This window comes from Aeribacillus sp. FSL K6-1121 (assembly GCF_038003725.1).
Classification (GTDB): Bacteria; Bacillota; Bacilli; order Bacillales; family Aeribacillaceae; genus Aeribacillus; species Aeribacillus composti.
The window spans coordinates 2,711,926-2,735,167 of record NZ_JBBOPS010000001.1; the positions used below are offsets into that span (position 1 = coordinate 2,711,926).

Below are 23,242 nucleotides of genomic sequence, written 5' to 3' on the forward strand. Positions count from 1 at the left end.
AATTTTAAATTTCTGATTTTCCAGTTATATGCAATGTCTGTACAAACTTATTGGAATTTAATCAAATAAGAGTCCTAAAGGGAAAGAACACTGATTTAAAGTCATTGCCCCCAATGGTTTTCTAATACAATTTTTATCGATAAAAAAGGAACAGGCATAGCTCATAATATCCTGTTCCAGTTTTACCTTTTTTTTGAATCGCCGTTAACGAAAGTAAATATTTGATCAAAGCATCTTGCTCTGATTTTGTGAACCCTGTTGATTCACCAACCCAATATTCATGTCCGATGCCTTTAATGTGCAAATCTTGAAGCTGCTGGGATGTAAGATTTGCTTTAATCACTTTGTCACGGAGGCTTTTATCAACAAGCGCCCGAAGACTGTTTGCAGGATCTGGTGTAATTCCTTTTAAAATAGTCCCTGTTACACCAATTTCCTGATCGATATCGTTCCCTACTGCCACACTGCCGTCATGCAAATAAGGAGCTGTCCAATACAACCCAATAAGACTTGGAACTTTGTATCCACCTGGCGAGTCTCCTAAGGCAAAGGCTAATTTCAACTGATCACGATTAAGATGTTCAGTTGGCACTTTTAATACAGTCGGTTTTTTGGGAAGAGGGACAGGAGTTTCAGGTGAGTATAATAAAGATTCCCCCATGACCTTTCCGTATTTTTTTAACGCTTTCGCCCTTGAAGGTTCGGTTCCAATTTCCTTAACAGAGATCACTTGATTATTTGTTAATGTACTTCCTGCATGACAGGTAATACAGTTTGCTTTCGCAAACACTTTTTTCCCCTGTTCTATGGCAGCTCGTTCAATCTTCAAGTTTGGCTTAGGAGGCTGGAGCGTATTTTGCCAAGCCGCAACACCGTTATTTTGTTCGCTGAATTTGTGACAATTAATCCGTCCGGTGCTGTTAATGAAACTTTCGGAAATTGCGGCGGGGCAACAAGCTGATTAATGCCTGGAACATCAGGTGTAGGATCAACAGCTTGAAAAAACTTGGAAGGCTTTACACCGCTCTTGGGATTATAGCGGAAATTAAGATTTGCAGCGTTTTGCAATTTGATAAGATTTGTTGATTTTTCACTTGCTATTTGCTTACCCCAAAGATCAAAACCGCTAAATTTATTTGGAACATATGGCATGACTTTTTCATTTTTAGGTTTATATCCATATCGAAAATCAACCGCAAAGAACGAGAACATTCCGATGCACAAAAGAACTAACAATACGGCCATAAACCATTTCTTAAAGGTCATGTTTTTGTTCTGCCCTCCTTCCGACTGCAATGACTATTCATAATATCTCTAGGAAAAGGCACAATTATACTGAAGATCCTTTTATATAGAAAATAATTCAGTGGACAAAAAAATTCTTAGAGATGGAAAATATCATGCAGTTTGTTCTAGAAATTTTCCCCATCCACTTTTCAAGGACATAAAATAATAAGAGTATGATAAAGTTCCGTTAAAAAAATAAAGTTGTTTTCTCATTTTCCTTAACAATATAACTTTTACATTTTATTCGGATTTCTTCTGTGAATCTTTAAATTTATTAAATTTGTTGCTAATAACTGGGCTTTTGCTTTATTATTTGAAATAGATGTTGCTTATACCAATTTAATACAGTGGTCTCAACAATTGGGCTTTCAAATGTTTTGGGTATTTTTGGAAGAATGGTATTTTATCCTTTTGTGTAAGAAGAATATGGACGGAACAGGCTAGGTGGCAGCCGATTTGAACTTTGCAACTATCTAAAAAAGAATTGGCGTGCTTTCATATTTCAGCTTTAACTTTACGTGATAAAGCATTGGGCATCTGCTCAATGCTCTATTGTTTGTTCATTTTACGCAGAGTGGTGAAAAGGTTATGGAATTTGTTCTGATTGTATTGCCGGCTTTTATCATTTTTGCAGTCGGATATGTAGGGCAAAAAACAATTGGCTTTGACATTAAATCTATTTCGGTCATGACGACATACTTAATGTATCCGTTTCTTGTCTTCCGGACATTTTATACAAACAAAATTACACTTGATTATTTTTATATTCTTATATTTTGCTTGCTTTTATGTTTCATATTAATGGTTATCGTGAAAATTGTAAGTAAATTAAAAAAATTGCCACAATCGATAGAGTCTGCCATGATGTTATCAGCTGTTTTCATGAATAGCGGCAACTATGGGGCCCCAATTATATTGTTTGTTTTTGGACAAACTGCTTTTGATTATGCAGTCATCATGATGGTTATCCAGTCCTTTTTAATGAATACGATCGGTCTTTACTACGCTGCCATTGGCAGCAAAGAAGACAGCAGCATAAAAAGCGCCCTTATGAAAATAGTGAAAATGCCCGTTTTATACGGTTCAGCTGCCGGCATTTTGCTTCAAATCCTGCATGTTCCGGTGCCTGATTTCATCATGCAGCCTGTCGGTTTGATTGCCGATGCAACGATTCCGACCATTATGGTCATTCTCGGAATGCAGCTCGCCAACATCCAGCTAAAAAGTGTAAAAGCTGGCGACGTCGCTTCCATCTTTATCATTCGCATGATCATATCGCCTATTATTTCAATTGGTATTATTCTTTGTCTTCCGCTTGAAGACTTGCTTGCAAAAATTTTAATCATTCTTGCATCTATGCCTACTGCAGCCAACACGACAATGTTTGCTGTTCAATTTCAAACAGAACCAGATTTAGTTTCATTCAGCACATTAACCACGACGCTGGCCAGCATTGCTACAGTGCCGCTCTTGCTTGCGCTGCTCTCTTAAAAAAGAAACGAGCGAGCAGCATTACATGAACGGCAGCTCAAATGCGTCAAATGTGTCACATCTCTTTTTTATAATTTGCCATCATATTTTGCAAAATGTCCACCAGCTTTTCGATACCGACTTGCAAATCATGCTCGCTCAAATAAGAATAGCTGATGCGAATATAATGTTGTTTCGGTTCATGAAGAAAACAGGCGCTTCCGGGCAAATAAGAAATCTTATTTTTCCGAGCTGCTTCTTGCAATTTTATTGGCTGAATCATGGATGGAAGTTTAATCCAGGCATTCAATCCGCCTTTTGGTTTATAAATCATTACTTCCTCTAAATTTTTGAATGCGTCAAGAACCGTATTTCTTCTTAATTCAAGCGCAATTTTTAGTTTTTCCATATGATTTTTCATCCGCTCCGTCCGCAAAATGGGAAGCAGCGCTTTTTGCGGTAAGAGCGGGCTTCCGATATCCATTGTCGCTTTCGTGCCGTACAGCCAATCGAATAAAACCCCATCCACAATGACAGCCGCAATGCGAATGCCTGGCGCAGTTGTTTTGCTAAATCCTTTAAGGTAAATGACGTGACCGTTTTTATCAAAGAATTTTATTGGCTTTGGCACCGTAATATTGTCAAATGAAACTTCGCTGAATGAATCGTCTTCTAAAATTAAAAAATGGTACATTTCTGCTAGTTCTACCAATTGCTTGCGGCTCTTTTCCGGCATGCATGTTCCAGTAGGATTTTGAAAGGTTGGGTTTACATATAATAGTTTTGGTTGATGCACCTGCAATTTATCCTCCAATTCATCTACTTTCAATCCCTCTTCATCTACTCCAATCGATACGACTTGAAATCCTTTATTGACAAACACATCAATGGCCGCACCATAACAAGGGCTTTCAACCATCACAACATCCCCTGGACTTAACAAAGTTTGCGCCACTAAGTCAATTCCTTGCTGTGCACCGCTTGTAATGATCATTTTGTCGTGTTTAACAGATAAGTGATGGAAGTTAAATAAATAATTGGCAATTTCATACCTTAATTCTTCATCTCCTTCAATAGGACCATATGTCGACAACACAAGGGGATGCTGCTCCAATATTTTTTTCATTTCTTGAACAAGGAAGTGAGATGGAAGCAGCCTTGGATAAACGACTGCTTGGGAAAAGTCATAAATCTCTTTTTCACGATAGGCGAGATATTGTGATCTTGTTCCATTCATCTTCATCTGATGCTGCCAGTCGAAAGATTCAGAGTGCTTTTCATATGATTTTTTCTTTCCCGCTGCAACAAAAACACCTTTACCTTGCTGAATCTGTATATATCCTTTCAATTCCAGCAGTTTGTAGGCTTTTTGCACCGTCAGAAAGCTTACATTAAGTTCATTTGCTAACGATCTTAAAGAAGGAAGCCTTTCACCGTGAAGAAGCATGCCCGATTGAATCCGTTCTTCGATTTGCCTGCTGATTTGTTCATAATATGGGGTGCCTAATTTTTTATTAATCGATAATTGCATTGTCTCCCCTCCCATTACATAGAAGACAAAAGATAAAAGCGCATAACTGTTATACAGTGCATTGTACTGTTATATACCGTTGTCGTTATAATATCAAAAAACTTAACAAAAAGGAGTTATTCGTCGTGGTTATTTTGAATTACTGTTTTATATGCTTAACTTTTGGAACAACTTTTTTAGCTATCAAAATCGGAATTGAAGCAGGGGCACCGCCGTTTTTTTCAGCGGGAATGCGATTTTTTGCCGCTGGGGTGATTATGATGGCCGTCTTTAAAATGCGGAACTATCGATTGAAAACCGTTTTATTTTCCTCTTCGCTCGTGTTTAACGGTTTTTGCTTAACTTTTATCACTTTTGCTTCATTATATTGGGCTGAGCAATTCATCCCGTCCGGACTAGCTGCTGTATTATCTGCAACAGGCCCGATGATGGTGCTGCTCCATCAGGCAAGAGAGAATAAACAACCGATCAAAAAAGAACAATTAGCAGGGATGGCAGCTGCTTTAATAGGCGTCTTTTTGATCTCTTCACCGGGATTCTCTTTGCCTGTCTCCGGCATGTGGGTTTTGGCTTGCTTTATGATTATATTAAGCGAGTGGTTTTATGGACTTGGGACAGTTCGGGCAAAAATGTTTACAAGCAAACATCCGGATATCTCGCCGTTTCTTTCAAATGCCGTACAAATGTTTTACGGCGGCATTTTCTTATTGGCTGTATCCTTTTTAACGGGCGAACAAGGCAAATGGCTGCTGCTGGCAAGCTATGAAACGGTGTTATCACTGCTCTATTTAATCATCATCGGCTCCATCGTCGGCCACGGGCTGTATTATTGGCTTGTTTCAAAAACAAATCCGGTTTTTCCGTCAACTTGGCTTTACATTTCGCCTCTTGTCGCGCTAATCGCCGGCTACATAATATTAAATGAAATCATGAAACCCATTACGCTGATCGGCGCCTTCTTGATTTTATTTGGTGTATTTTTAACTAATCGATCAACTTTTTATGAGTATTGGAAAAAGGGAGCGCTGTTTCACAGGACCGCTTCAAAAAATTTTGATTGAAAACTCTGGAATATTTTAAAAAAAGCCGTTAAATCCCTGCGACAAAAATTTTCAGTGTGCCATTTCATCCATAGCGATTTAAAAAAATGAGGCCAGCTTGCCTCTCTCATTCAGAGGACAAGCTGGCCGGATTCCTTTGCACAGCTCCCTTAATATGTTTTAAATTTACCCATTACTTGATTTTTTTCAGATCGGCCACGTTGCGGCAAATGAAAGAACGACGACTTATCTATGTGTACAGTGGGCTATTATCAACAATAAAAAAGCTTGCAGAGAAAAAATACTTCTTTCTCCGCAAGCTGATAGGAAAGGAGAGTTCTTTTTAACCCTCTTCAATCCATTAATTTTTTCTAAAAAAGTCAATAAACGCGTTGAAAATTTCAAATCCTTGATAAGACAATAAAGAGAGAGCTGTAATTGAAAAAAATGCTGTCAATAACATACGTAACCAAATCATGGTACTCATCCTCCTTTGAATGATTTGTTTATGATTCATTCAAGCAGGTGAGACCACATAATTCGATTCGTAAAAGACGGGATTCAGCAAAAACCGTCTTTTGAAAGATTGCACAAAGCAATAGCAGAAATAAGTGGTGCTTAACGCTATAAAAATGTAACTGGCAATATCAAACCAAGAGTCTTTTCCTATATCTGGTCCATCAATTGGAGCAAAATTTTCTGCCAAATGATCGATGGCGCTAATTTCGTGTACAGCATTTATAGTATGACTGGAACGATCACTGGAAATGTATAAACAGGTAATACTTATAAAAATAAAAATTGTCAGGGCAACGATTTTTTTCATGTATTCACGCCCCTTTAACATCTTTTCTTCATTATATACCTGGTTTTAATATTTTAAAACAAAAATGTTTTTCTCTCTTCCCCTCTGTTTGATTATTTAACGAACAATTTCTTTTCCTCGATGCTGCCATCTGCTTTAGTTCTGTAAGATTTCACTGTTGAATCCGGGAGGCAATCCGCAGTGCCTTCAAAAAACTTCACCTGTTTCTGTACGAATTTCCGAAAAGCTGTCTGTCGGACAGGTTTTATTTTTTGAGACTTATTAAACGAATCAGTGAGGAGACCAAAAAAGCAGCAGCAACGGCTAGAAGAATTTTTCCGACAAGCAATGCTGTTATTTTCAGCACAAATACTGCCAAAATCATGACTAAACTGATTGCGATCATAATGAGAGAATAAGTTTTCATATGAGGTTCATCTCCTTTAGCTGTCTGTTTTCAAGCAGAAAAAATCGGCTGCCTAATTCGGCATAAATATATCGCTGGTGACTTGTAAATAAAATGCATTGTTCCTTGAACGCTTCTTTCAGCATCATGATTGACTGCTTTTGTGAGTTCTCGTCTAATGAAGTAAAAGGTTCATCCAAAATAATCAACTCAGGTGATCTTGCTAACATACTAATAAGGAATAGTTTATATTTCATGCCTAGAGAGTAATGTTTGACCGGCTTTTGCAAAGCATGTGTCAGATCAAACTGTTCACAAAGCTCTTGGAATTTTTCTTCATATGCAGCTCTTTTTTCTTTTTTGATCCTCCAAAGTGAAAGAATAAGCTCCTTATTTTCAAATCCAGTTAATGCATCATAAACAAGTGGTTTATCAGGAATATAGGCCATTGCTTCTTTAAAACGATCTGTTCCAGGCTTATACTGTTCATTTAATAAAATGTTGCCTGAATCCGGTTGGATTAAGCCCGCTATTAGCCTTAGCAAAGTTGATTTGCCGCTGCCGTTTTTTCCGATGATACATGCTCGGTCTCCTGCATGTAATTGAAAAGAAACATTTTCCAGCAATGCTCCTTTTTCTGCAGTTTGTTCATACTGAAAAGCCAGTTGTGAAACTTGAAGCTTAACCATATAGAAATCCTCCAATAATCAACAAACAGTTTATAATCCAATAAAGCGAGACAATCGCCACAGCCCCTATTCTGCTTTCTTTTAGCGTAAGAAACTATTCCGTAATAAAGCAGAAATATCAGATAAAGGGATAAGTACTTTTGACTGAAAAAATAAATAGTCCCGGTATTTCAAGCACTGTGTGAGAAAAAGGTAAGTCCTACATGACAGCGGCATATAAGTCGTGATTTCCCTATGAGAATCGTTGTAAAACAAAGTGACTGCGGTCATCTTCCATCAAGTCAACGAACCAATTCCAAGCATTGATAGCTCTCTAACATAAAAATAACTGCAAAAGAAAAGTTGTTTCCTAGTTATAAATTTGGATGCGCTCATTGCGAGTATATAGCAGCGATTTCAAAAACAAGAAATAAATCAATCCCAGCGAGGCAATCACTTATTCAGTAATAGAAAGGATTTTAACTTTTTCAACATGGTCAATTCCTTTTTTCATTGTGTTCTTACAAACAATTAGGCAAATGGCTGAAACTATCATAAAATATAGGACAGATATGTAGTTGACAACACCTGCCGCTTCCCTCAATACACCAATAAATAGTGATGCGAGCAAGTAATAAATAAAAGGCATGACGAGAAAGTTCCTCATAAAAGCTTGGCCGTTATTTACTATGCTTTCCTCTTCTTCTGTTGTTCCAATCTCGTATTCATGAATAAAATGAAACTTAGTGATAAATGGAAACAAGTATAATTGAATAAATGGAAAAACGAAAAAAGAGATAGTTATTCCAATAAAAGGAATGATCATCCTGAGATCAGCTATTTGGAAATACGTAAGAATCATTATATTCCCGATCGTCAAAAAGAAAGATGGAATTAAATATAGGCAATAAAACAATTTCAATTTTGCCCAAAAGAATTCAGTTAACGAAAAAAATGATAGTTGGTACATCCATATGTTTCTTTTTTCGGTGCTAAAAGAAAAGAAAGAAGGAGTCAACATTCTCATTTCCATTGCTTGGTTAGCTAAAACCATCAAGTTCAATGTAAATAATAGCTGTATTTGGAGAGTCGTGTTTCCTGTCGCTGACATACATGCAGTAAAGAACCCTATATAAAAAAATGCTTCGTAAGATAAGACCATATAATTAAAAAATTCTTTTGAGAGCAGCCATCTTTTTTCACGTATGATTTGTAGATCTTTATAAATCAGTGCATTCTTCGGCAAAAAAATAGAACGTACCCAATGCAGCAGCTGTAGATAGAAGTGAAAAAAGTCACGAAATCTCTTAATCTCTCCATGATCTTCAGTTGGAATCATCTTAACAGGCAAGGAAAGTACGCCAACTAGAAGGAAAATCAGAGGCCCTAACATCCATGGAGTCCCAATAAAATGTTCAATCTGCAAATATAAAGAGCCGTCTGAAAATAAACTCTTTTGAAAGGAGTTTATTTTATTCCCATATAGATTGATCAGCTGCTGAGATAGATTGACCCAAGCTGTATCTTCAGCTGCAGCCAAAAAGGATGGAAAATTATCCTTAAATGTTTTGAAAATAGGGACTAGAAGACCTGACACAAGAACGCGCCCCAGCATAAAAAAAGCAGTTGAGACAGCGGCGAAAAATACAAAACGGACCCACCCTATTTTTTTTACTACAATGTTATGAATATAGGCACCTACAAGTTTATTGCTCGTCATAAACAACAGAGCGCCCAGCAGCAAAATATTCAACTGCTTCATCCAGAATAAAGCATCTAATGATTCCGCAATTCGTGATTGAAATAAAATATAAACAAAAAATAGGCTGGAATTTGTAAAAATGCTCCATACCAGCTCTAAAGCAATAAATGTGATATGTATTGATTTGAACGAGACTGGAGCAGCTTGAATAATATCCATAAACGGTGGAATATGAGTTCTTCGATAAGCTCCGGCTCCCTTAAAAATTGAATAAAGAAGAAAAAAGACAATGAAACCACTTTCCCATTGCTGGCGATATTGCTGGGAGTATAGCCATTTGTACAAAACGGATACGATGACGAAGGCAAGCAAAATATCAAGAATAAAAGAAAACATCATATACTGTTTTGAACTAAGTTTTCTTAAAAAGGGCGCTTTTTTAATAATGAATTCGATGACAGCAGAATATTGCTGCTGCATTCTAACCGATAGCATAAGTGATAATAGCTTTATTAACATTCTCTCACCTGTATTTCAAAATATGAAAATTCTTCATCGAAAAATAGTTTGACTTTCAAGCGATAATCACTTTTCTTGATTTCCTTCTTTAGATATTAACGAATTGCTGCTTAACCTGCTGCAGCGCTCAATGAACGTCCGCTGAACCAACTGCTGTTGGAATAGAAACGAGTGCAGTAAATAGCTCCGCCAGTTTCAACAACGTTTAAGACAACCGCCGCTACACTTTCACGATCTGCATCTGGAAACGCTGAAGAGAGTGAGCACAGTGCAAACGTTAAAAAGCCGACTGCTAACGCACTAAAAGAAAAGACAACTTGTTTTATTTCTTTTAGCCATTAACAGTAAATTACTTACTAAAATACTTTTTATTACCACCTAAGTTTAAGATATATTCAGACCACTATCAATACATCTTTGTAAATTTTATTCACAAAACTTTCACTCAAGTTTTTAAATTTTTTACAACACTCTAACCCAACAGATCAGGCAAGTATGAACTTCTATCCTGCTTGGCTTGGTAGGGATCTGGCTTCATTAGTTGACTCTTGATCTTTTTGTCTGACATTTTCTTCACTGTTTAAAAAATAAAAAGCAGATAGACTGACAAGCAGAAATAAACCGCACAACGATAACACTACTACTTACTTTTTTGACTTCATGTCTTTACCCTATTCCATTTTTTGATCTATTCTAAATATATAAAATTTTAAATCTATAAAAAATGACAAAAAAGCACCCATCTCATTTGAGAGGGTACTTTCAAGCAGATTAGACCAAACTTAATCTCCATCAAGACAATCAAGTTTACACAGAACTTTGAATCTTTTATGTTATACAAGAACTGCTTCTTTTTTTATTACAGTATTTTGAAGAACGAGATTGACCGGATCTCCAACTTGAAAGCGGGAAGTATGTTGAATCAATTCATGTACCGTCCATTCTTCTTCACCTACTTGTACGATGTAATACATTTCTTTTCCTTGATATTGAACAAATTTTACCACCCCATGCGAAGAACCTTCTTTTGCTTTAGACAGCGCCCATTGATCCGGACGGACAGGATATAGACCCTTTTTTTTCAAATTAATAGATACTCCTATATCCGGCCATTTTTCATTAGGAAATGGCTTCGGAATAAACATTTTTTCCTCCCATTTACCTTGAATTAAATTGCATTTGCCTACAAAAGTTGCAACAAATTCTGTCTCCGGCCTTGTAAAAATCATTTCCGGCCGGTCAATTTGTTCAATTTTCCCATGATTCATTACGACAATTCGATCTGCCATCGCAAATGCTTCGCTTTGATCATGGGTAACATATACAATGGAAGCATTTGTGTGACGATGAATGTGTTGAATCTCCTTTCTCATTTCCATTCGAAGTTCAGCATCTAAAGCACTGAGAGGCTCATCCATTAATAAAAGACCTGGTTCTGGCGCAATTGCACGTGCTAAAGACACCCGCTGTTTTTGTCCGCCGGAAAGTTCATGAGGATATCGTTGGGCTAGCGACTCTAACCCAACCATTCGTAAAACATTTTTCACTCTCTCCTCCCGCTGCTCCTTATCAGCCTTTGGAGCAAACGAATGATGCATTAAAGGAAATTGAACATGCTCATATACTGTCATATGCGGCCATAAGGCAAACGATTGAAAAACCATCCCTATGTTCCTTTTTTCCGGCGGGAGGACGGCTTCCGCTGAAGCAACAACAGTATCATTTATCGTAATGGTTCCGCTTGTCGGTTTCATAAAACCGGCCAGTAATTTTAATAATGTAGTCTTTCCACAACCAGAAGGTCCCAAAATGGCGATAAATTCTCCATCCTTGATTGTTAAATCAATGGAATGCAAAGCTGTGACAGCCCCATATGATTTTGAAATCCCATCAAGCCGAATCATTTTGTTTTCAACACCTTTCGTCTCCAAACTTTTTCAAGACTGATAAACAAAAAACTGCCGAACAAAATTCCTAAAACAATTAAACTTGAAAATGCTGTGGAATAAGTGGTATATCCAGCCTGTTCGTAGTTGAAAATAACAACTCCCACCGTTTCGGCTCCTGTAGACCATAGAAGGCTGGAAACTGTCAGTTCGGTCAAAGAGGTTAAAAAGACCAACAAGGCTCCGCCAATGATACCCGGCAAAAGAAGCGGCATGAGAATTCGCCGCCATTTGACCAAAGGTTTAGCCCCTGACGTACGAGCAGCTTCTTCAATGGAAGGCTCTACCTGTGTCAGCGCCGTGTAGCTTCCCCTAACCTGTAAAATGATAAATCTTGTAATGTAGGCAATAATTAAAATCCAAATGGAGCCGTAGATACCCGGGTTCCATCCTGGCAACGGCTGCATCCATGAAAAGATCATACTGAGAGCAAAGACAGTCCCCGGCAGTGCGTAAGGTATCGTTACAAACAGCTCTACTAACTTGGTCCATCTATTTGGTGATTTATAGCGAAGATACGCAATGGCCGTTCCGACAATCAATGAGACAATTGTCGTTAAGATCGCAAGCTTCATGCTGTTGCTGATCGCTGACATTGTTTTTGGATCAGAAAATAGAATGTATCGATAGTTTTCCAGTGATAAATTTTCTAATTGAAAAGGGAGCCCGTAAGCTTTTATTAATGATGTCGTACCCATTGAAACGAACGGAACGAAACTCGTGAACAACAAAAGTGCCCAAACGGCTATTTCGATCAAACGCTTCCACGTCAACGACAAATGAATGCGAGGTTCTTTATCCCGTTTGACCGTTTCAATTACACGGCTTCGCCTTAAAAGAAGCCATTGAATAGACAGTCCGATTAAAGCAATTGCTCCCAACAAAATCGATAGAACGGCCGCTCTTGCAAAGGCAGCCGGTCCAAATCCGACGACTTCTTCGTAAATATACGTACTTAGCACACGAATGTTTGCCGGGATACCTAAAAAAGCAGGGATCCCAAAGTTATCAAGATTTGATAAAAAAGCGAGCATCCCGCCGCTACAAATCCCGGGCAATGCTAGCGGAAGGATGACCTTACGAATAATAGTTCCTCTTTTAGCACCGCATGTTTGTCCCGCTTGCTCAAGCTCCAGAGGAATTTTTCTAAACACTTCCACCGTTAGTAAATATACAAGCGGATAATGAGACAAACCTAAAATAAAAATGATTCCACCTATGCTATACAAGTTTGGCAGCTTCCAATCTCCCGGAAGCATATGAAGAACAGCTGCAATTGGTCCATTGCCGCTAAAAAACTGAACCCATGCAAGTGTTGTAATGTATGAAGGAATAATAAACGGAAGAAAGATAAACAGCTGCATCCATTTTTTCCCGCTAATGTTTAAATAGGCGATAACCCATGCCATCGCAATCCCTAAAATAAGTGAAACCAAAGTAGAACCGATGACGATATAAAGCGTATTTTTCACAGTGATCCATGTTTGTTCTTCTTTCAGCACTTCTGAGTAATTCGAAAATGAGACGGCACCCTCTTCTGTTAAACTTAATAAGATAAGGCGAAAAACGGGAACTATAAAAAATAAAATAATCAGTAAAAACCCGAAACCCATCCACAAGTTTTTCAATGGGAAGAAACGAGAAAACGAGGACGTGCTCCTCGTCATCCCTTTTGTTTGCTCTTTACCAGGAAACATCGTCCTCTCTCCTTTAATTATTGTTGACCAAATATTTCACCAAATTTTGCTTTATCTTCTTCACGAGATTGATAAAGCTCAGATATGTCTGCATTCAGTACGTTCAACTCATCAATCGTTTTTAATCCCTCTGGAGCATTAACGTCTTGGCGAATCGGTGTATATCCAAGTTCAGCTGCTAATTTTTGTCCTTCTTCTGATAAAACGAAATCTACGAAAGCTTTAGCTGCTTCTTCATTTTTTGTATCCTTCATAATACCGATCGGTTCAGTAATGACAGGAACGCCTTCTTTCGGATAGATGAATTCTACAGGTGAACCTTCTTTTTTGGCACGCGCAGCGAGATAATCAACAACGATTCCGTATGGCTTTTCCCCTGAAGCAACCGATTTTAACACACCGCCATTCCCTTTCGTAACAGCCATTCCGTTTTCTTTTAAACGCTTGAAGAACTCCCATCCTAAATCGTTTTGTCTTGTAAACACTCCAAGATTGTATGCAGCTGCTCCTGAATAAAACGGGCTTGGCATAATCGCTTTTCCTTTTGCGTCGCTTTCCGTCAATACATTCCAGCTATCAGGTATGTTTTGCACACTATTTGTGTTCACTGCAAGAACAGTTGCCATCACTTTTGTGCCTGTGTACATGCCGTCACTGTCAATAAACTGACCCGGAATTTGTTCTGCTTCTTTTGATTTGTAAGAAAGTAAAAGATCGTCATTTTTTAAACTTTCAAACGTTACAGCGTCTGCAACAAGCAAAACATCTGCTTGAATGTTTCCAGCTTCTTTTTCAGCTTGTAATTTTGCAATCACTTCTTCCGTTCCTGACCGGAAAGTATTGACTTTTACATCAGGATATTTTTCATTAAAAGCTGTCACTAATCTTTGAGCATCTTCATCAGGCTGTGAAGTATAGAAATTAAGTTCCCCTGAGACTTCCTTCTTTTGTTCTGACTGCGTTTCTACATCATGGCTTGATGAGGCATTATTGCTGCTGCCACAGGCAGCTAATACAAAAAGTAATGTGAATATAGTGAAAGCGGACAACCATTTACGCATTGGAATGTTCCTCCTTACCCTCTTTTAAGAAATTTAAAGAGCATTTTCGAAACCAGCGTTCAATCTGTTCCATTTTCCGTTTGTGATGAACGGGAAACTCCACAGGTGAAACGGTAATATAACCTTCCTTTAGCTTTAAATAATCACTGTTTTCGTTAAGGTTTACTAATTGGTTTAATTCATCCTTTAACCAAAAATATACTTGACCGTGCGGATCGTTTAGCCCTACGTATCGATAACGGGAAACTGTCAAATCTAAAGGAACTACCTCAACACCTTTACAAAGATAAATCGGAATATTCGGTAAATTGATGTTTAAAAAAACTCCTTTAGGAATTCGGTTTTGTAAAATAATTTCAACCGCTTTATACAAAAGCTGTTTTGTTTTTAAATAATTTACCTTCGCTTCATCAAATTCGTTCAACGATACTGATACGGCTGGAACGTTGTAAAGAGAAGCCTCAACCGCACCTGCCAATGTACCAGAGTAATATAAATCCCTTCCTAAATTCGGACCAAGATTAATACCTGAAAACAAAATATCAGGCGGAGTCTTTAACAGTACTTCCATCCCAAGTTTGACGCAATCGGCCGGAGTACCGTTTACGGCCCATGCCCCTTTCGTTCCAGAGAATATTTCCACAGGTTTCACTTTTAATGGTGTTCTGAGAGTAATGGAATGGCCGACTGCGCTTCGCTCTTGGTCAGGACAAACGACATAAACTTCACCAAAATGCTGAAGAACTTCTACAAGTGCTTCGACTCCTGGCGCAAAAATTCCGTCATCGTTTGTAACTAAAATTCTCAACGGACGACCTCCTTCAATCGATTTCCGTTCCGTTTTATATACAGTACATTTTTCTTTAACACCATCAAATCTTTTGAAGCATCAAACCCTTCAATAATTACTGGAATATTCTCGATAGTTAAAAATTTGTTTAATATTTCTTCTCCGATATCACCGTCACCTAACGGTAAATGAAGAATTTCTTTTGTTGCATCACTAATATGAATTTTGTTTACCTCCGGCATTTCATTCCAGATAGAAAAAATGTCTGCGTGTAATGGAATGTGGGCGACATCAAATGTCGTTTGAATTTGCGGGAAAAAAGGTACAATCACTTTTTTTACGGCGGCTGGTTTAATAATAAACTCTTTCGCCTTCCATTCCATCATTTCTAACGATAACGTGAGTCCTTCTTGTCTAGCTTTTCGATCAAGTTCTTCCATTGATTCGAACAAAAGCTCTTCATGGATAGAAACGTCTGAATCCGCAAGAGTCAGCTTTCCTGGATGAAATGTAATATTATCAGCCCCAATTTGTGAAGCCAGCTCAATAGATCGAATAATTTCATGAACGGACTGCTTGCGAATGCCATTATTTAGAGAGCTTAAGTTTAAATCCCAGCTTGCTGCGTGCATCGTCAGTTGCATGTTTGTTTCTTCTTTGACCTGCCGGATTCGTTTAGGCATGCTTTCATATTTCCACACATGCTCTGCCCAAACCTCAACACCGACAAATTTTAACTCTTTTGCCAGCCTAATCACTTCCTCAACCGGAAATGCCCATGCAAGTGTAGAAGCAAAGCGTATATTCATCGAACTGATTTCCTCCTTTCTTATTTTTTAATGAAATGGAGAGATTCATTTTTACATTGCCGATTAGAGAAAGATTTCGTGAGTTAAGTCCATGAAAATCACTTCCTCCTGAATCAACAATTGATTCTGACAAGCAATTGGAATATGTATGTCCACTTCCTTTTCATCTATCTTAAGTTTAGAAAAGATTTGTTAAGGAACACTTAAAGGCGGTTTGAACTTTTGTAAACATTCTGTAAATGAAAAAATAAAAATAAGAAATGAAAAAGCGGCTTCAAATCGCAATTATGCATCAATCCCAACTTAGAATGTAAATTGTTTGTAAATTTTTTACGATTTATTCATATTCTTTGCTAAATACACTCTTTTTTGTTTAGATATCACATGTGTTATCATATTATATAAATCATTGCGGACGTGATATTTTCCGAGTTTACTAGCAGTTTCCCACACAGATGAAAAAATTCAGTTTATTTTTCCAAATGAGATTGATCCCGGAAATAATCGCAAAATATTTTATATGCCCCTTTTGAGGACGCTAAAGGACATTTCGTTCAATGCGAAAATCCTTGCCGACAGTGGAATCTAAAAATTCTCTGCCTCTTCGGTTGTAGTACTTGAACTTAGCCTTCAATGCTGAATTCGCTGCTGATACAGCTTCAAAAAAGACAATGAAAAAGCGCTCAACACAATAAAATTTGACAGGCTCTGTTTGAGCGTGATATAGTTTGTTTTGAAAATACAGAAAATTTTTTAAATAATTAAAATTGTAAGCGCTTAAAGGGGGTAAAGATATGACAAGACAAGCAGTAAAGGATGCTCTCAAGGAAACTCTTGACAAGGTGTTGGATACCGCTGTAGGCAGGGCTGGAGGAGCCCCTGGTGTAGTTGCAATGGTAACTGACCGGGACGGAAACATCTATGAGGGGGCAGCCGGTGTACGCGATCTTGGAAAGAAAACACCGATGACCACCGATACAGTGTTCGCTCTTTTTTCGACCACGAAGGCCATCACCGGTACGACATTGATGAAATTGGTCGAGGAAGGAAAAGTCAGTCTCGACGATCCGGTCAAGAAGTATGTACCTGAGATTGCCGAGATTCCAGTTCTCGAAGGGTTTGACAAAGACGGGCAGCCAAAACTAAGGGAAGCAAAAACCGATGTTACGATCAACATGTTGATGCTTCACACTGCCGGCTTCGGCTACGAGTTCTTCAGTCATGAAGATCGAAAATACCGTGAAGCAAAGGGAGTACCTTCCATTCTCACTAGTACATTTGACTCTGTAAAGAGCGTGCTTCTATTCGAGCCAGGTGAACGCTGGAACTATGGCGTCAACATCGACTGGGTTGGTAAAGTTGTTGAAGCCGTATCCGGTAAACGACTGGGCGAAGTGATGGCAGAGCGTATTTTTGCCCCACTCGGCATGTCCGACATCGGTTTCACGTTATCACCTTCGATGATGGAACGCCGCGCAACCATCCACAACCGCAGTCAGGATGGTCAACTCACACCAAAACCTGAGCTTATTCTTCCGCAATCTCCAGAAATGGATATGGGAGGACATGGTTTGTATGCGAGCATTGGCGAATACACGAAGTTTATCCGAATGATTCTGAATGACGGTGCGGGTGTACTCAAACCAGAAACAGTCGCGCAAATGTCTCAAAACGGACTTGGGGAATTGAAGAGCGGCGGATGGATTTCGTCCGATCCAACGCTGGCTAATGACGGCGAGTTCTACCCCGGCGTACAAAAGTCGTGGTCTTATACATTCCAGGTAAACGATGAACCTACCCCTACAGGTCGTCCAGCAGGCCAATTGATGTGGTCGGGATTGGCTAACCTGTTTTACTGGATTGATCGCAAAAACGGGATTGGCGGATATTGGGCTACGCAAATATTTCCGTTCCAAGATGTGGGGTCATACTTGGGCTTCCTCGAATTCGAGTCAGCAGTCTATAGTACGTTGAAACGGTTCGGTCAGATTACTACTTAATCTAGGGAATGGAGACTATACAGATGACTCCCCCGCTTACTCCGTATAATGTCACAAAGTGCGGATGGATGATCATCTAAAGTATTTTCTTTCTAACATACACTTCAGCGGCGAAAGCCATAGCTTAAGAGTTTGTTAGAAATATATTCGATAGCGCTTTCTTTAAGAATCCTTTATTGTACTGCATTTATCAATATCAATCATTGAATATCGGAGATTTTCCGGGCCAATCTTTTTGCCTATCCAGCAAACTGAAACAAATTTTTAAGGGGCTTTCTAATAAGTCGATTTTCCGGCTTATAGACGCCCCTTTAATGTTTTAGAAACTTGATATATCAACGCTTATGATGTTTCGGTTTCAGTGGATTTTGACTTGCTGGACAGCCCCTGTTTGTGCTTCGAGCAGCTTTTATTGTCTTTTACATTATGGCTGCGGCGAAATCTGTCAGAAATGTATATTTCCATCAAAATCACGATTAGACTTCAATATATTAGATGAAATGAAAATTTGTGAGCGTCATAAGATACAGTCTTTACAACTTTCGTTAGAAATTCAACCTTGGAACCACCATATCGTAACTATAGTTAGAAATAAAAGATATATGAATGATATAATTCGGAAGAGCCTTTTTTTATTTTTAAACGGCGGCTTCCACATTATGACGATAATGGCAGGAGCAAACAGAGTGATTAAAATGAGTTTTATCTCAATAAATGCTATACATAAAGCTAATAATATGGAAACGTAAAAAACGGGTATAAACCATGTGCTTTTTTCATTTTCTTCATCATCTGACCCATTATTCGAATCATTCAGCAATTTTTCTAAGTTTAGTTTTTCCCATAGCATATGCTTTACACCTCCTCATGAAAATTGGGCATTAAATATGGAGTGATCTTAGCCTCTACACCTGCAGCGATAAATGTCAAAATGATCATTAGAAAAAAGAATGTAAAGATGTCCTTTAAAAAAACGGAATTTGATTCTCCCCTTATTTTGGCAATGACTGCATCAATCAGTTTAAACCCAATAGAACCCGCAATAATCATAGCAGGAATCTCAAATATACCATGTGGAACTAGGGCTGTTACAATATAAATTAGATCGTTCCCATGTTGAAGACTGTGCATGATAGATACACCAACTAAAAAACCATTGACTAGTAATAAAGCAGCAGTAAAAATTCCAAACGTAAATATAGTAAAGCTTATGAAAACATCCGCAAGTACGTTATGTATAAAATAATCAAATATAGTACGGCCAACGTTTGGTTCCTGTCTTTCTACAGGTAAGACATCGCTAAAAAAAGTGCCCATGATAATTCCAATCACGTATATTATAAACGCTACTGATAAAACCCGCTTATTTCGCAGTAGAACGTTTTTTATTTAACCAATCTCTTCCATATCATTAATAATCATATTTTCGAAATTTATTATGTTTTTCATGTTCGTGTATTCCTTTAATATTTCCCCATTGATTAAAACTCCTACACGATCGCATAGATTTTGAGCAACATGCACTAAATGAGTAGACATGAAAATAATTTTTCCACTATCTGCGTATTCCCTTAAAAACTTTTTCATAAACATTGTTGTCGGAGGATCAAATGAGCTTAGCGGCTCATCTAGTAAAAGCACATCCGGTTCATGAATGATAGCACCGGCAACAGACAGCTTATGCTTCATACCAAAGGAAAGAGTTGAAATCATTTCATTTTCCTTATCTTTTAGTGAAAAATTTTTTAACAACATTTGAATACGGTCAGTTTTTTGCGAATCGGGTACTTGCTGCAGATCAGCTATAAAATCTAAATATTCCTTTGGAGTAAGATAATTATAAATAAAAGGTGTGTCCGGCACATAACCTATATATTGTAAAAATTCAGATCGATCATCATCAATTGTCTTACCGTCAATAAATATTTTTCCAGAGTCTGGAGTGACCAATCCGATTATACATTTAAGCAAAGTGGACTTCCCAGCACCGTTTGGCCCTAATAATCCATATATTTCTCCTCTTTTTAATGTAATATTAATTGATTTTAATACATCATACTCCTTATACCTTTTTGAAACATTTTTAATAATCATCTGCTCATCTCCCAATGAGAAGTACCGACTCGTTTAATCCAAAAGTAAAAGAATATAAAAAAGCTTATGAATAGCAAGAAAGAACCTAAGATTGCCAACACATTAAAAAGAATGCTGCTGATATAGTTTTTCCAGTAAAGAACCCCCCAACAGCCCATATATTTCTAAATTTAATATTAAAACAATTCCAAAAATCGTGTGTTCAAAAACAGAAGCTTTAACGGAAGAGCCAACATCTTCAATATGTTCCCAATCCAGACGCGGATACAAAAACGTTCCAATAATTTGAGCACTGCTGATGATAATAGCGGTAGTATTTACAAGGACAAATATCATAATGACAGTACTTAGTTTCAGATGAAAAAACGATACAACACATATAAATAAAACGTTCATGACGATCAAAATAGGAATAACATGTAAAATCGCCTTGCTTACGACTAACTGGTTCAAAGAAGAGCCTGATCCTTTATATAAAAACAAGTTCTCCCTTTCAGCATCAGCTGATGTAATCCCTAATAATCCGTCTCCTAAAAACGAGACATTTATTGATACTGCAAAGATGATCGGATATATTACGAAAAAAGCCGGTAATTCAAACCAATTTTGCATCATTCCTAATCCGAGCAATAAACCGATTTCGGAAGCCAGCATATAGATAGATAAATAAAACCTCTTTTTTATTAAAAAGTTCGCTCGAGTGAAAGCGATGAAATCTTTTTTCATAACCGCCAAAACTTTTCTTGATAGAAGTTTTTTTAGTTTCCTATAAACAAAGTTGGGAAAAGATCTGTTTTTTATTATGTTGACATTTGTTTCATTGGAAAGCTGCGACATATCTTTTACGTCTAAATATTTATTTACAATAAGATACGAAATATAAATTAGAATGATTCCAATAATTAGCAACAACGGTTGATAATAGAGAAAGTATTCTACTTCCATTAGTGTATTAAATAACCAATTAGTAGGCAGCACATAACCAGTCAAAATCACATCAAGATTGAATATAGAAATAGAATGAACGATCGATTCTATAAAGTTTTCCTCATAAAAGTAGCTAAAGCCTAACCAGCCAAATACAGTCGTAGACAGAAATGATAGCAGCATAACAAAAACAAAAGAAAGTACACTTTTCACAGCTGACTGAAAAACAACATGCAAAAACTTTGAATATATTATGTATAATCCTGAAGAATAAAAACTGATGACCCCAATTAAAAAAAGAACATAAAATGGAAAAGATACAAATAACAATAGCCTAGAAGTTATTGATTCTTCTGCAAAATTTAAAACGTAGAACAGGATTGGATATAAAAAGAAAAGAGTCGAAAACAGTGACTTGAAAATGATTTGCGTAAAAAATCTTACCAATAATATATCATTTGGATCTGTTTTCACGGAGTATAGTAAGAGAAAATCTTCCGGATAGACAAACCTTTGCAAAATATCATGAGAAGAACGAAGATTGCTGATTAAATTCCATAATACTAGCAAATTGACTAACAAAACAGCTGCTTGAGAAAAATAAGGAATGATCAGTTCTACTAAATGATATAGGATAAAATTGTATACTCCAAAAATGAAAACAAATAAAACTAGTAATATTTTTTGATTCAATAAATTTTCCCCAAACGGAAAGAAAAAAAGAAATCTATTGACATAGCGTCTAAAATTTAATTTGAAATTAGAATAAAAAAGATTAGACTTTAACATACTGCCCCCTGAATTTAAAATCTAGGGCGATGGCAAAAACTTATTTCGCCATCACTCGATTTTTTTAATTTACCATTTCGAGCCCATTCTTCATCTAGATTGAATATATCATAAATAACAGAAAAAATTCCATATTCTGATAAATTTTATTTTAGGGGAAATGCTTGCGCTTTTTTAATAAGCGTCCATTTTACAGAGATGATTTGACGATTACATGAGAGAGTTACAAAAAGTGAACTTGAGCAGGTTGCCTTTTGCCGTTGAAGTAGCTTCAAGTGCTGAAAGATGAGAGGGAATAGATTGACAGAGCTTTTCTTTAACATGAGATTCTTTTACCAGCAATTTTGTTGAAGCCCTTACAGAAAATCATAATTGAAGGATGAACGCAAAACGGAATGTTTAATAAGTTGTCAGTTTCTGTATTCTATCTTCCAAACCGAAAAGCCGAAAGCCTAATGATAGGGAAAAGAGTAAAAATTGTCAAAAAAGCCGCAGTTATTGTTCTCATTGCTGAGGGATCTCTTGCACGCTGCAATTTGGCAGGAAAAATGAAAAGGGAGAAAAGAAATTGAATAAAGGACTTTTTTATATGTAAGTCCTTTATTCGTTCAAAACGATAATAATCGGAAGACAAAAGGCTGTAAATTGTTGTTAAAATAATCGCCGAAGTAAAGAATCAATTTAATATTCATCTGTTTCCCACTGTTAATGACGGAACATATTTTTTACACACTACAACTATTGAAAAGAGAAGCGTTTCTTGCCCGAATTATATTCCTAACTTGGCTCCAAAAAAATAAAAGTTGAGAGCTTCTTACATTTACGATAATGTTTTCTTGCTTTCACATAGCTTTTGATAGCGTTCGAGAAGTTTTTCATATCGAACCATTCCGGCATCTTTGCTGCCTAGTTCAAAATTTCCATAAAAGCCGTGAAAATCAGATCCTCCTGTTTCGATCAGCTCGAATTGGTCCGCATAATATTTGACAAGTTCTTCGTCCTTAGGTCCATGCAAAGGGTGAACTGCTTCGACGCCTTCTAAGCCAATCTCAACCCACTCGGGGATTGCATCAAAATTGTTAAATTGTTTTGGATGGGCAAGTACCGGCAGACCGCCCGCCTCGCGGATGGCAATAATCGCATCTTCCACATCGACATACTGTATAGGTATGTGCGCTAATCCTTGCGGCTTTCCTTCCCCGCCTTTTGAAAAAAGCTTATCATATAGATCGCCATAGATTTTGTCAGCGTATCCTTTGTTTATTAAAGCATGCATAATATGCTGTTTGTATACCCCTGTGCCGTCTTTGGCGAATTGTTCTACTTCTTCCCATGAAATGTTAAAACCTGCTTTCATAATTCTTTTCGTCATTTCATACGATGCCAGGTGTCTCATCTTTAACAGCGGGCTGCACAGGTTTTCAATCGCTTCGTGATGCGGTTCCACAAAAAAGCCTAAAATATGGGCTCTCCGTTGTCTTTTATAGTCATAAGCCGAAATCTCGATCCCTGGAATAATGGTTACTCCAAGCTGCTCTCCTATATATTTCGCTTCCTTTAATCCTTTTGTCGTATCATGGTCCGTAATTGCCAAATGGGTGATTCCTTTTTCTTTCGCAAGAGAAATTACTTCAAATAGACTCATTGAGCCATCTGATATATTTGAATGACAATGTAAATCAATCATTACGGTCAACACCT

The 23,242-nt window shown here is 37.4% G+C and carries 20 protein-coding genes; 3 read left to right on the plus strand and 17 right to left on the minus strand.

The window, feature by feature from the left end; genetic code table 11:
* Positions 1-133 precede the first annotated feature (133 nt).
* Positions 134-790: a hypothetical protein gene (locus NSQ61_RS13140; RefSeq protein WP_340807261.1), complete on the minus strand. Its 657-nt coding sequence runs from the start codon at positions 788-790 to the stop codon at positions 134-136.
* A 35-nt stretch (positions 791-825) separates the two neighbouring features.
* A complete protein-coding gene (locus NSQ61_RS13145) occupies positions 826-1,266 on the minus strand; it encodes a hypothetical protein (protein ID WP_340807263.1) in 441 nt (146 codons plus the stop codon).
* A 609-nt stretch (positions 1,267-1,875) separates the two neighbouring features.
* Here NSQ61_RS13145 and NSQ61_RS13150 point away from each other — a divergent pair.
* Entirely contained in the window at positions 1,876-2,778 is a 903-nt protein-coding gene (locus NSQ61_RS13150) for an AEC family transporter (protein ID WP_063387889.1), read from the plus strand.
* 55 nt (positions 2,779-2,833) lie between these two features.
* Here NSQ61_RS13150 and pdxR read toward each other — a convergent pair whose 3' ends face one another.
* Positions 2,834-4,288, minus strand: coding sequence for a MocR-like pyridoxine biosynthesis transcription factor PdxR (gene pdxR, locus NSQ61_RS13155; RefSeq protein ID WP_340807265.1), 1,455 nt, complete (start codon positions 4,286-4,288; stop codon positions 2,834-2,836).
* Positions 4,289-4,413: 125 nt separating this feature from the next.
* On the opposite strand from pdxR, the gene NSQ61_RS13160 reads away from it, so the two are divergent.
* On the plus strand, positions 4,414-5,349 hold the full coding sequence (locus tag NSQ61_RS13160; protein ID WP_340807267.1) for a DMT family transporter: 936 nt from the start codon (positions 4,414-4,416) through the stop codon (positions 5,347-5,349).
* Positions 5,350-5,845: 496 nt separating this feature from the next.
* Here the strand turns inward: NSQ61_RS13160 and NSQ61_RS13165 are convergent, their stop codons facing one another.
* The 9 genes from NSQ61_RS13165 to NSQ61_RS13205 form a co-directional block, all read right to left on the minus strand.
* Complete coding sequence (locus tag NSQ61_RS13165) at positions 5,846-6,154, minus strand: hypothetical protein (RefSeq protein WP_340807269.1); 309 nt, start codon at positions 6,152-6,154, stop codon at positions 5,846-5,848.
* 244 nt (positions 6,155-6,398) lie between these two features.
* Complete coding sequence (locus tag NSQ61_RS13170; protein WP_162877049.1) at positions 6,399-6,560, minus strand: hypothetical protein; 162 nt, start codon at positions 6,558-6,560, stop codon at positions 6,399-6,401.
* A complete protein-coding gene (locus NSQ61_RS13175; protein WP_340807271.1) occupies positions 6,557-7,228 on the minus strand; it encodes an ABC transporter ATP-binding protein in 672 nt (223 codons plus the stop codon). The genes NSQ61_RS13170 and NSQ61_RS13175 overlap by 4 nt, the downstream gene beginning before the upstream one ends.
* A 436-nt stretch (positions 7,229-7,664) precedes the next feature.
* The gene (locus NSQ61_RS13180) at positions 7,665-9,428 is read right to left on the minus strand and encodes a hypothetical protein (protein WP_340807274.1); all 1,764 of its coding nucleotides are present in this window, start codon (positions 9,426-9,428) and stop codon (positions 7,665-7,667) included.
* Positions 9,429-10,261: 833 nt separating this feature from the next.
* Positions 10,262-11,332: an ABC transporter ATP-binding protein gene (locus NSQ61_RS13185; protein ID WP_340807276.1), complete on the minus strand. Its 1,071-nt coding sequence runs from the start codon at positions 11,330-11,332 to the stop codon at positions 10,262-10,264.
* A complete protein-coding gene (locus NSQ61_RS13190) occupies positions 11,329-13,071 on the minus strand; it encodes an ABC transporter permease (RefSeq protein WP_340807277.1) in 1,743 nt (580 codons plus the stop codon). Before NSQ61_RS13190 ends, NSQ61_RS13185 begins: the two co-directional genes overlap by 4 nt.
* Before the next feature lie 17 nt (positions 13,072-13,088).
* Complete coding sequence (locus tag NSQ61_RS13195) at positions 13,089-14,132, minus strand: ABC transporter substrate-binding protein (RefSeq protein ID WP_340807278.1); 1,044 nt, start codon at positions 14,130-14,132, stop codon at positions 13,089-13,091.
* Positions 14,125-14,940, minus strand: coding sequence for a 5'/3'-nucleotidase SurE (surE, locus tag NSQ61_RS13200; protein WP_066248180.1), 816 nt, complete (start codon positions 14,938-14,940; stop codon positions 14,125-14,127). The genes NSQ61_RS13195 and surE overlap by 8 nt, the downstream gene beginning before the upstream one ends.
* A complete protein-coding gene (locus NSQ61_RS13205) occupies positions 14,937-15,731 on the minus strand; it encodes a sugar phosphate isomerase/epimerase family protein (RefSeq protein ID WP_066248178.1) in 795 nt (264 codons plus the stop codon). The genes surE and NSQ61_RS13205 overlap by 4 nt, the downstream gene beginning before the upstream one ends.
* A gap of 794 nt (positions 15,732-16,525) precedes the next feature.
* Here NSQ61_RS13205 and NSQ61_RS13210 point away from each other — a divergent pair.
* The gene (locus tag NSQ61_RS13210; RefSeq protein WP_340807280.1) at positions 16,526-17,731 is read left to right on the plus strand and encodes a serine hydrolase domain-containing protein; all 1,206 of its coding nucleotides are present in this window, start codon (positions 16,526-16,528) and stop codon (positions 17,729-17,731) included.
* 553 nt (positions 17,732-18,284) lie between these two features.
* Here NSQ61_RS13210 and NSQ61_RS13215 read toward each other — a convergent pair.
* The 5 genes from NSQ61_RS13215 to NSQ61_RS13235 all read right to left on the minus strand — a co-directional run bounded on the left by NSQ61_RS13215 (position 18,285) and on the right by NSQ61_RS13235 (position 23,228).
* Positions 18,285-18,581: a hypothetical protein gene (locus NSQ61_RS13215; RefSeq protein ID WP_063387903.1), complete on the minus strand. Its 297-nt coding sequence runs from the start codon at positions 18,579-18,581 to the stop codon at positions 18,285-18,287.
* A 5-nt stretch (positions 18,582-18,586) separates the two neighbouring features.
* Complete coding sequence (locus tag NSQ61_RS13220; RefSeq protein ID WP_340808126.1) at positions 18,587-19,120, minus strand: stage II sporulation protein M; 534 nt, start codon at positions 19,118-19,120, stop codon at positions 18,587-18,589.
* Positions 19,121-19,825: an ABC transporter ATP-binding protein gene (locus NSQ61_RS13225; protein WP_094245049.1), complete on the minus strand. Its 705-nt coding sequence runs from the start codon at positions 19,823-19,825 to the stop codon at positions 19,121-19,123. It abuts the gene before it with no gap.
* A 102-nt stretch (positions 19,826-19,927) separates the two neighbouring features.
* On the minus strand, positions 19,928-21,445 hold the full coding sequence (locus NSQ61_RS13230) for a hypothetical protein (protein ID WP_340807282.1): 1,518 nt from the start codon (positions 21,443-21,445) through the stop codon (positions 19,928-19,930).
* A 916-nt stretch (positions 21,446-22,361) separates the two neighbouring features.
* Positions 22,362-23,228, minus strand: a complete 867-nt coding sequence (locus tag NSQ61_RS13235; protein WP_144597141.1) for a PHP domain-containing protein — start codon at positions 23,226-23,228, stop codon at positions 22,362-22,364.
* Between the last annotated feature and the right edge of the window lie 14 nt (positions 23,229-23,242).

Excerpts from the sequence above, each read along its gene's own strand:
- NSQ61_RS13145 (WP_340807263.1), bottom strand. The coding sequence starts at position 1,266 with ATGACCTTTAAGAAATGGTTTATGGCCGTATTGTTAGTTCTTTTGTGC.
- NSQ61_RS13150 (WP_063387889.1), top strand. The coding sequence starts at position 1,876 with ATGGAATTTGTTCTGATTGTATTGCCGGCTTTTATCATTTTTGCAGTC.
- pdxR (WP_340807265.1), bottom strand. The coding sequence starts at position 4,288 with ATGCAATTATCGATTAATAAAAAATTAGGCACCCCATATTATGAACAA.
- NSQ61_RS13165 (WP_340807269.1), bottom strand. The coding sequence starts at position 6,154 with ATGAAAAAAATCGTTGCCCTGACAATTTTTATTTTTATAAGTATTACC.
- NSQ61_RS13170 (WP_162877049.1), bottom strand. The coding sequence starts at position 6,560 with ATGAAAACTTATTCTCTCATTATGATCGCAATCAGTTTAGTCATGATT.
- NSQ61_RS13175 (WP_340807271.1), bottom strand. The coding sequence starts at position 7,228 with ATGGTTAAGCTTCAAGTTTCACAACTGGCTTTTCAGTATGAACAAACT.
- NSQ61_RS13180 (WP_340807274.1), bottom strand. The coding sequence starts at position 9,428 with ATGTTAATAAAGCTATTATCACTTATGCTATCGGTTAGAATGCAGCAG.
- NSQ61_RS13185 (WP_340807276.1), bottom strand. The coding sequence starts at position 11,332 with ATGATTCGGCTTGATGGGATTTCAAAATCATATGGGGCTGTCACAGCT.
- NSQ61_RS13190 (WP_340807277.1), bottom strand. The coding sequence starts at position 13,071 with ATGTTTCCTGGTAAAGAGCAAACAAAAGGGATGACGAGGAGCACGTCC.
- NSQ61_RS13195 (WP_340807278.1), bottom strand. The coding sequence starts at position 14,132 with ATGCGTAAATGGTTGTCCGCTTTCACTATATTCACATTACTTTTTGTA.
- NSQ61_RS13205 (WP_066248178.1), bottom strand. The coding sequence starts at position 15,731 with ATGAATATACGCTTTGCTTCTACACTTGCATGGGCATTTCCGGTTGAG.
- NSQ61_RS13210 (WP_340807280.1), top strand. The coding sequence starts at position 16,526 with ATGACAAGACAAGCAGTAAAGGATGCTCTCAAGGAAACTCTTGACAAG.
- NSQ61_RS13215 (WP_063387903.1), bottom strand. The coding sequence starts at position 18,581 with ATGCTATGGGAAAAACTAAACTTAGAAAAATTGCTGAATGATTCGAAT.
- NSQ61_RS13225 (WP_094245049.1), bottom strand. The coding sequence starts at position 19,825 with ATGATTATTAAAAATGTTTCAAAAAGGTATAAGGAGTATGATGTATTA.
- NSQ61_RS13235 (WP_144597141.1), bottom strand. The coding sequence starts at position 23,228 with ATGATTGATTTACATTGTCATTCAAATATATCAGATGGCTCAATGAGT.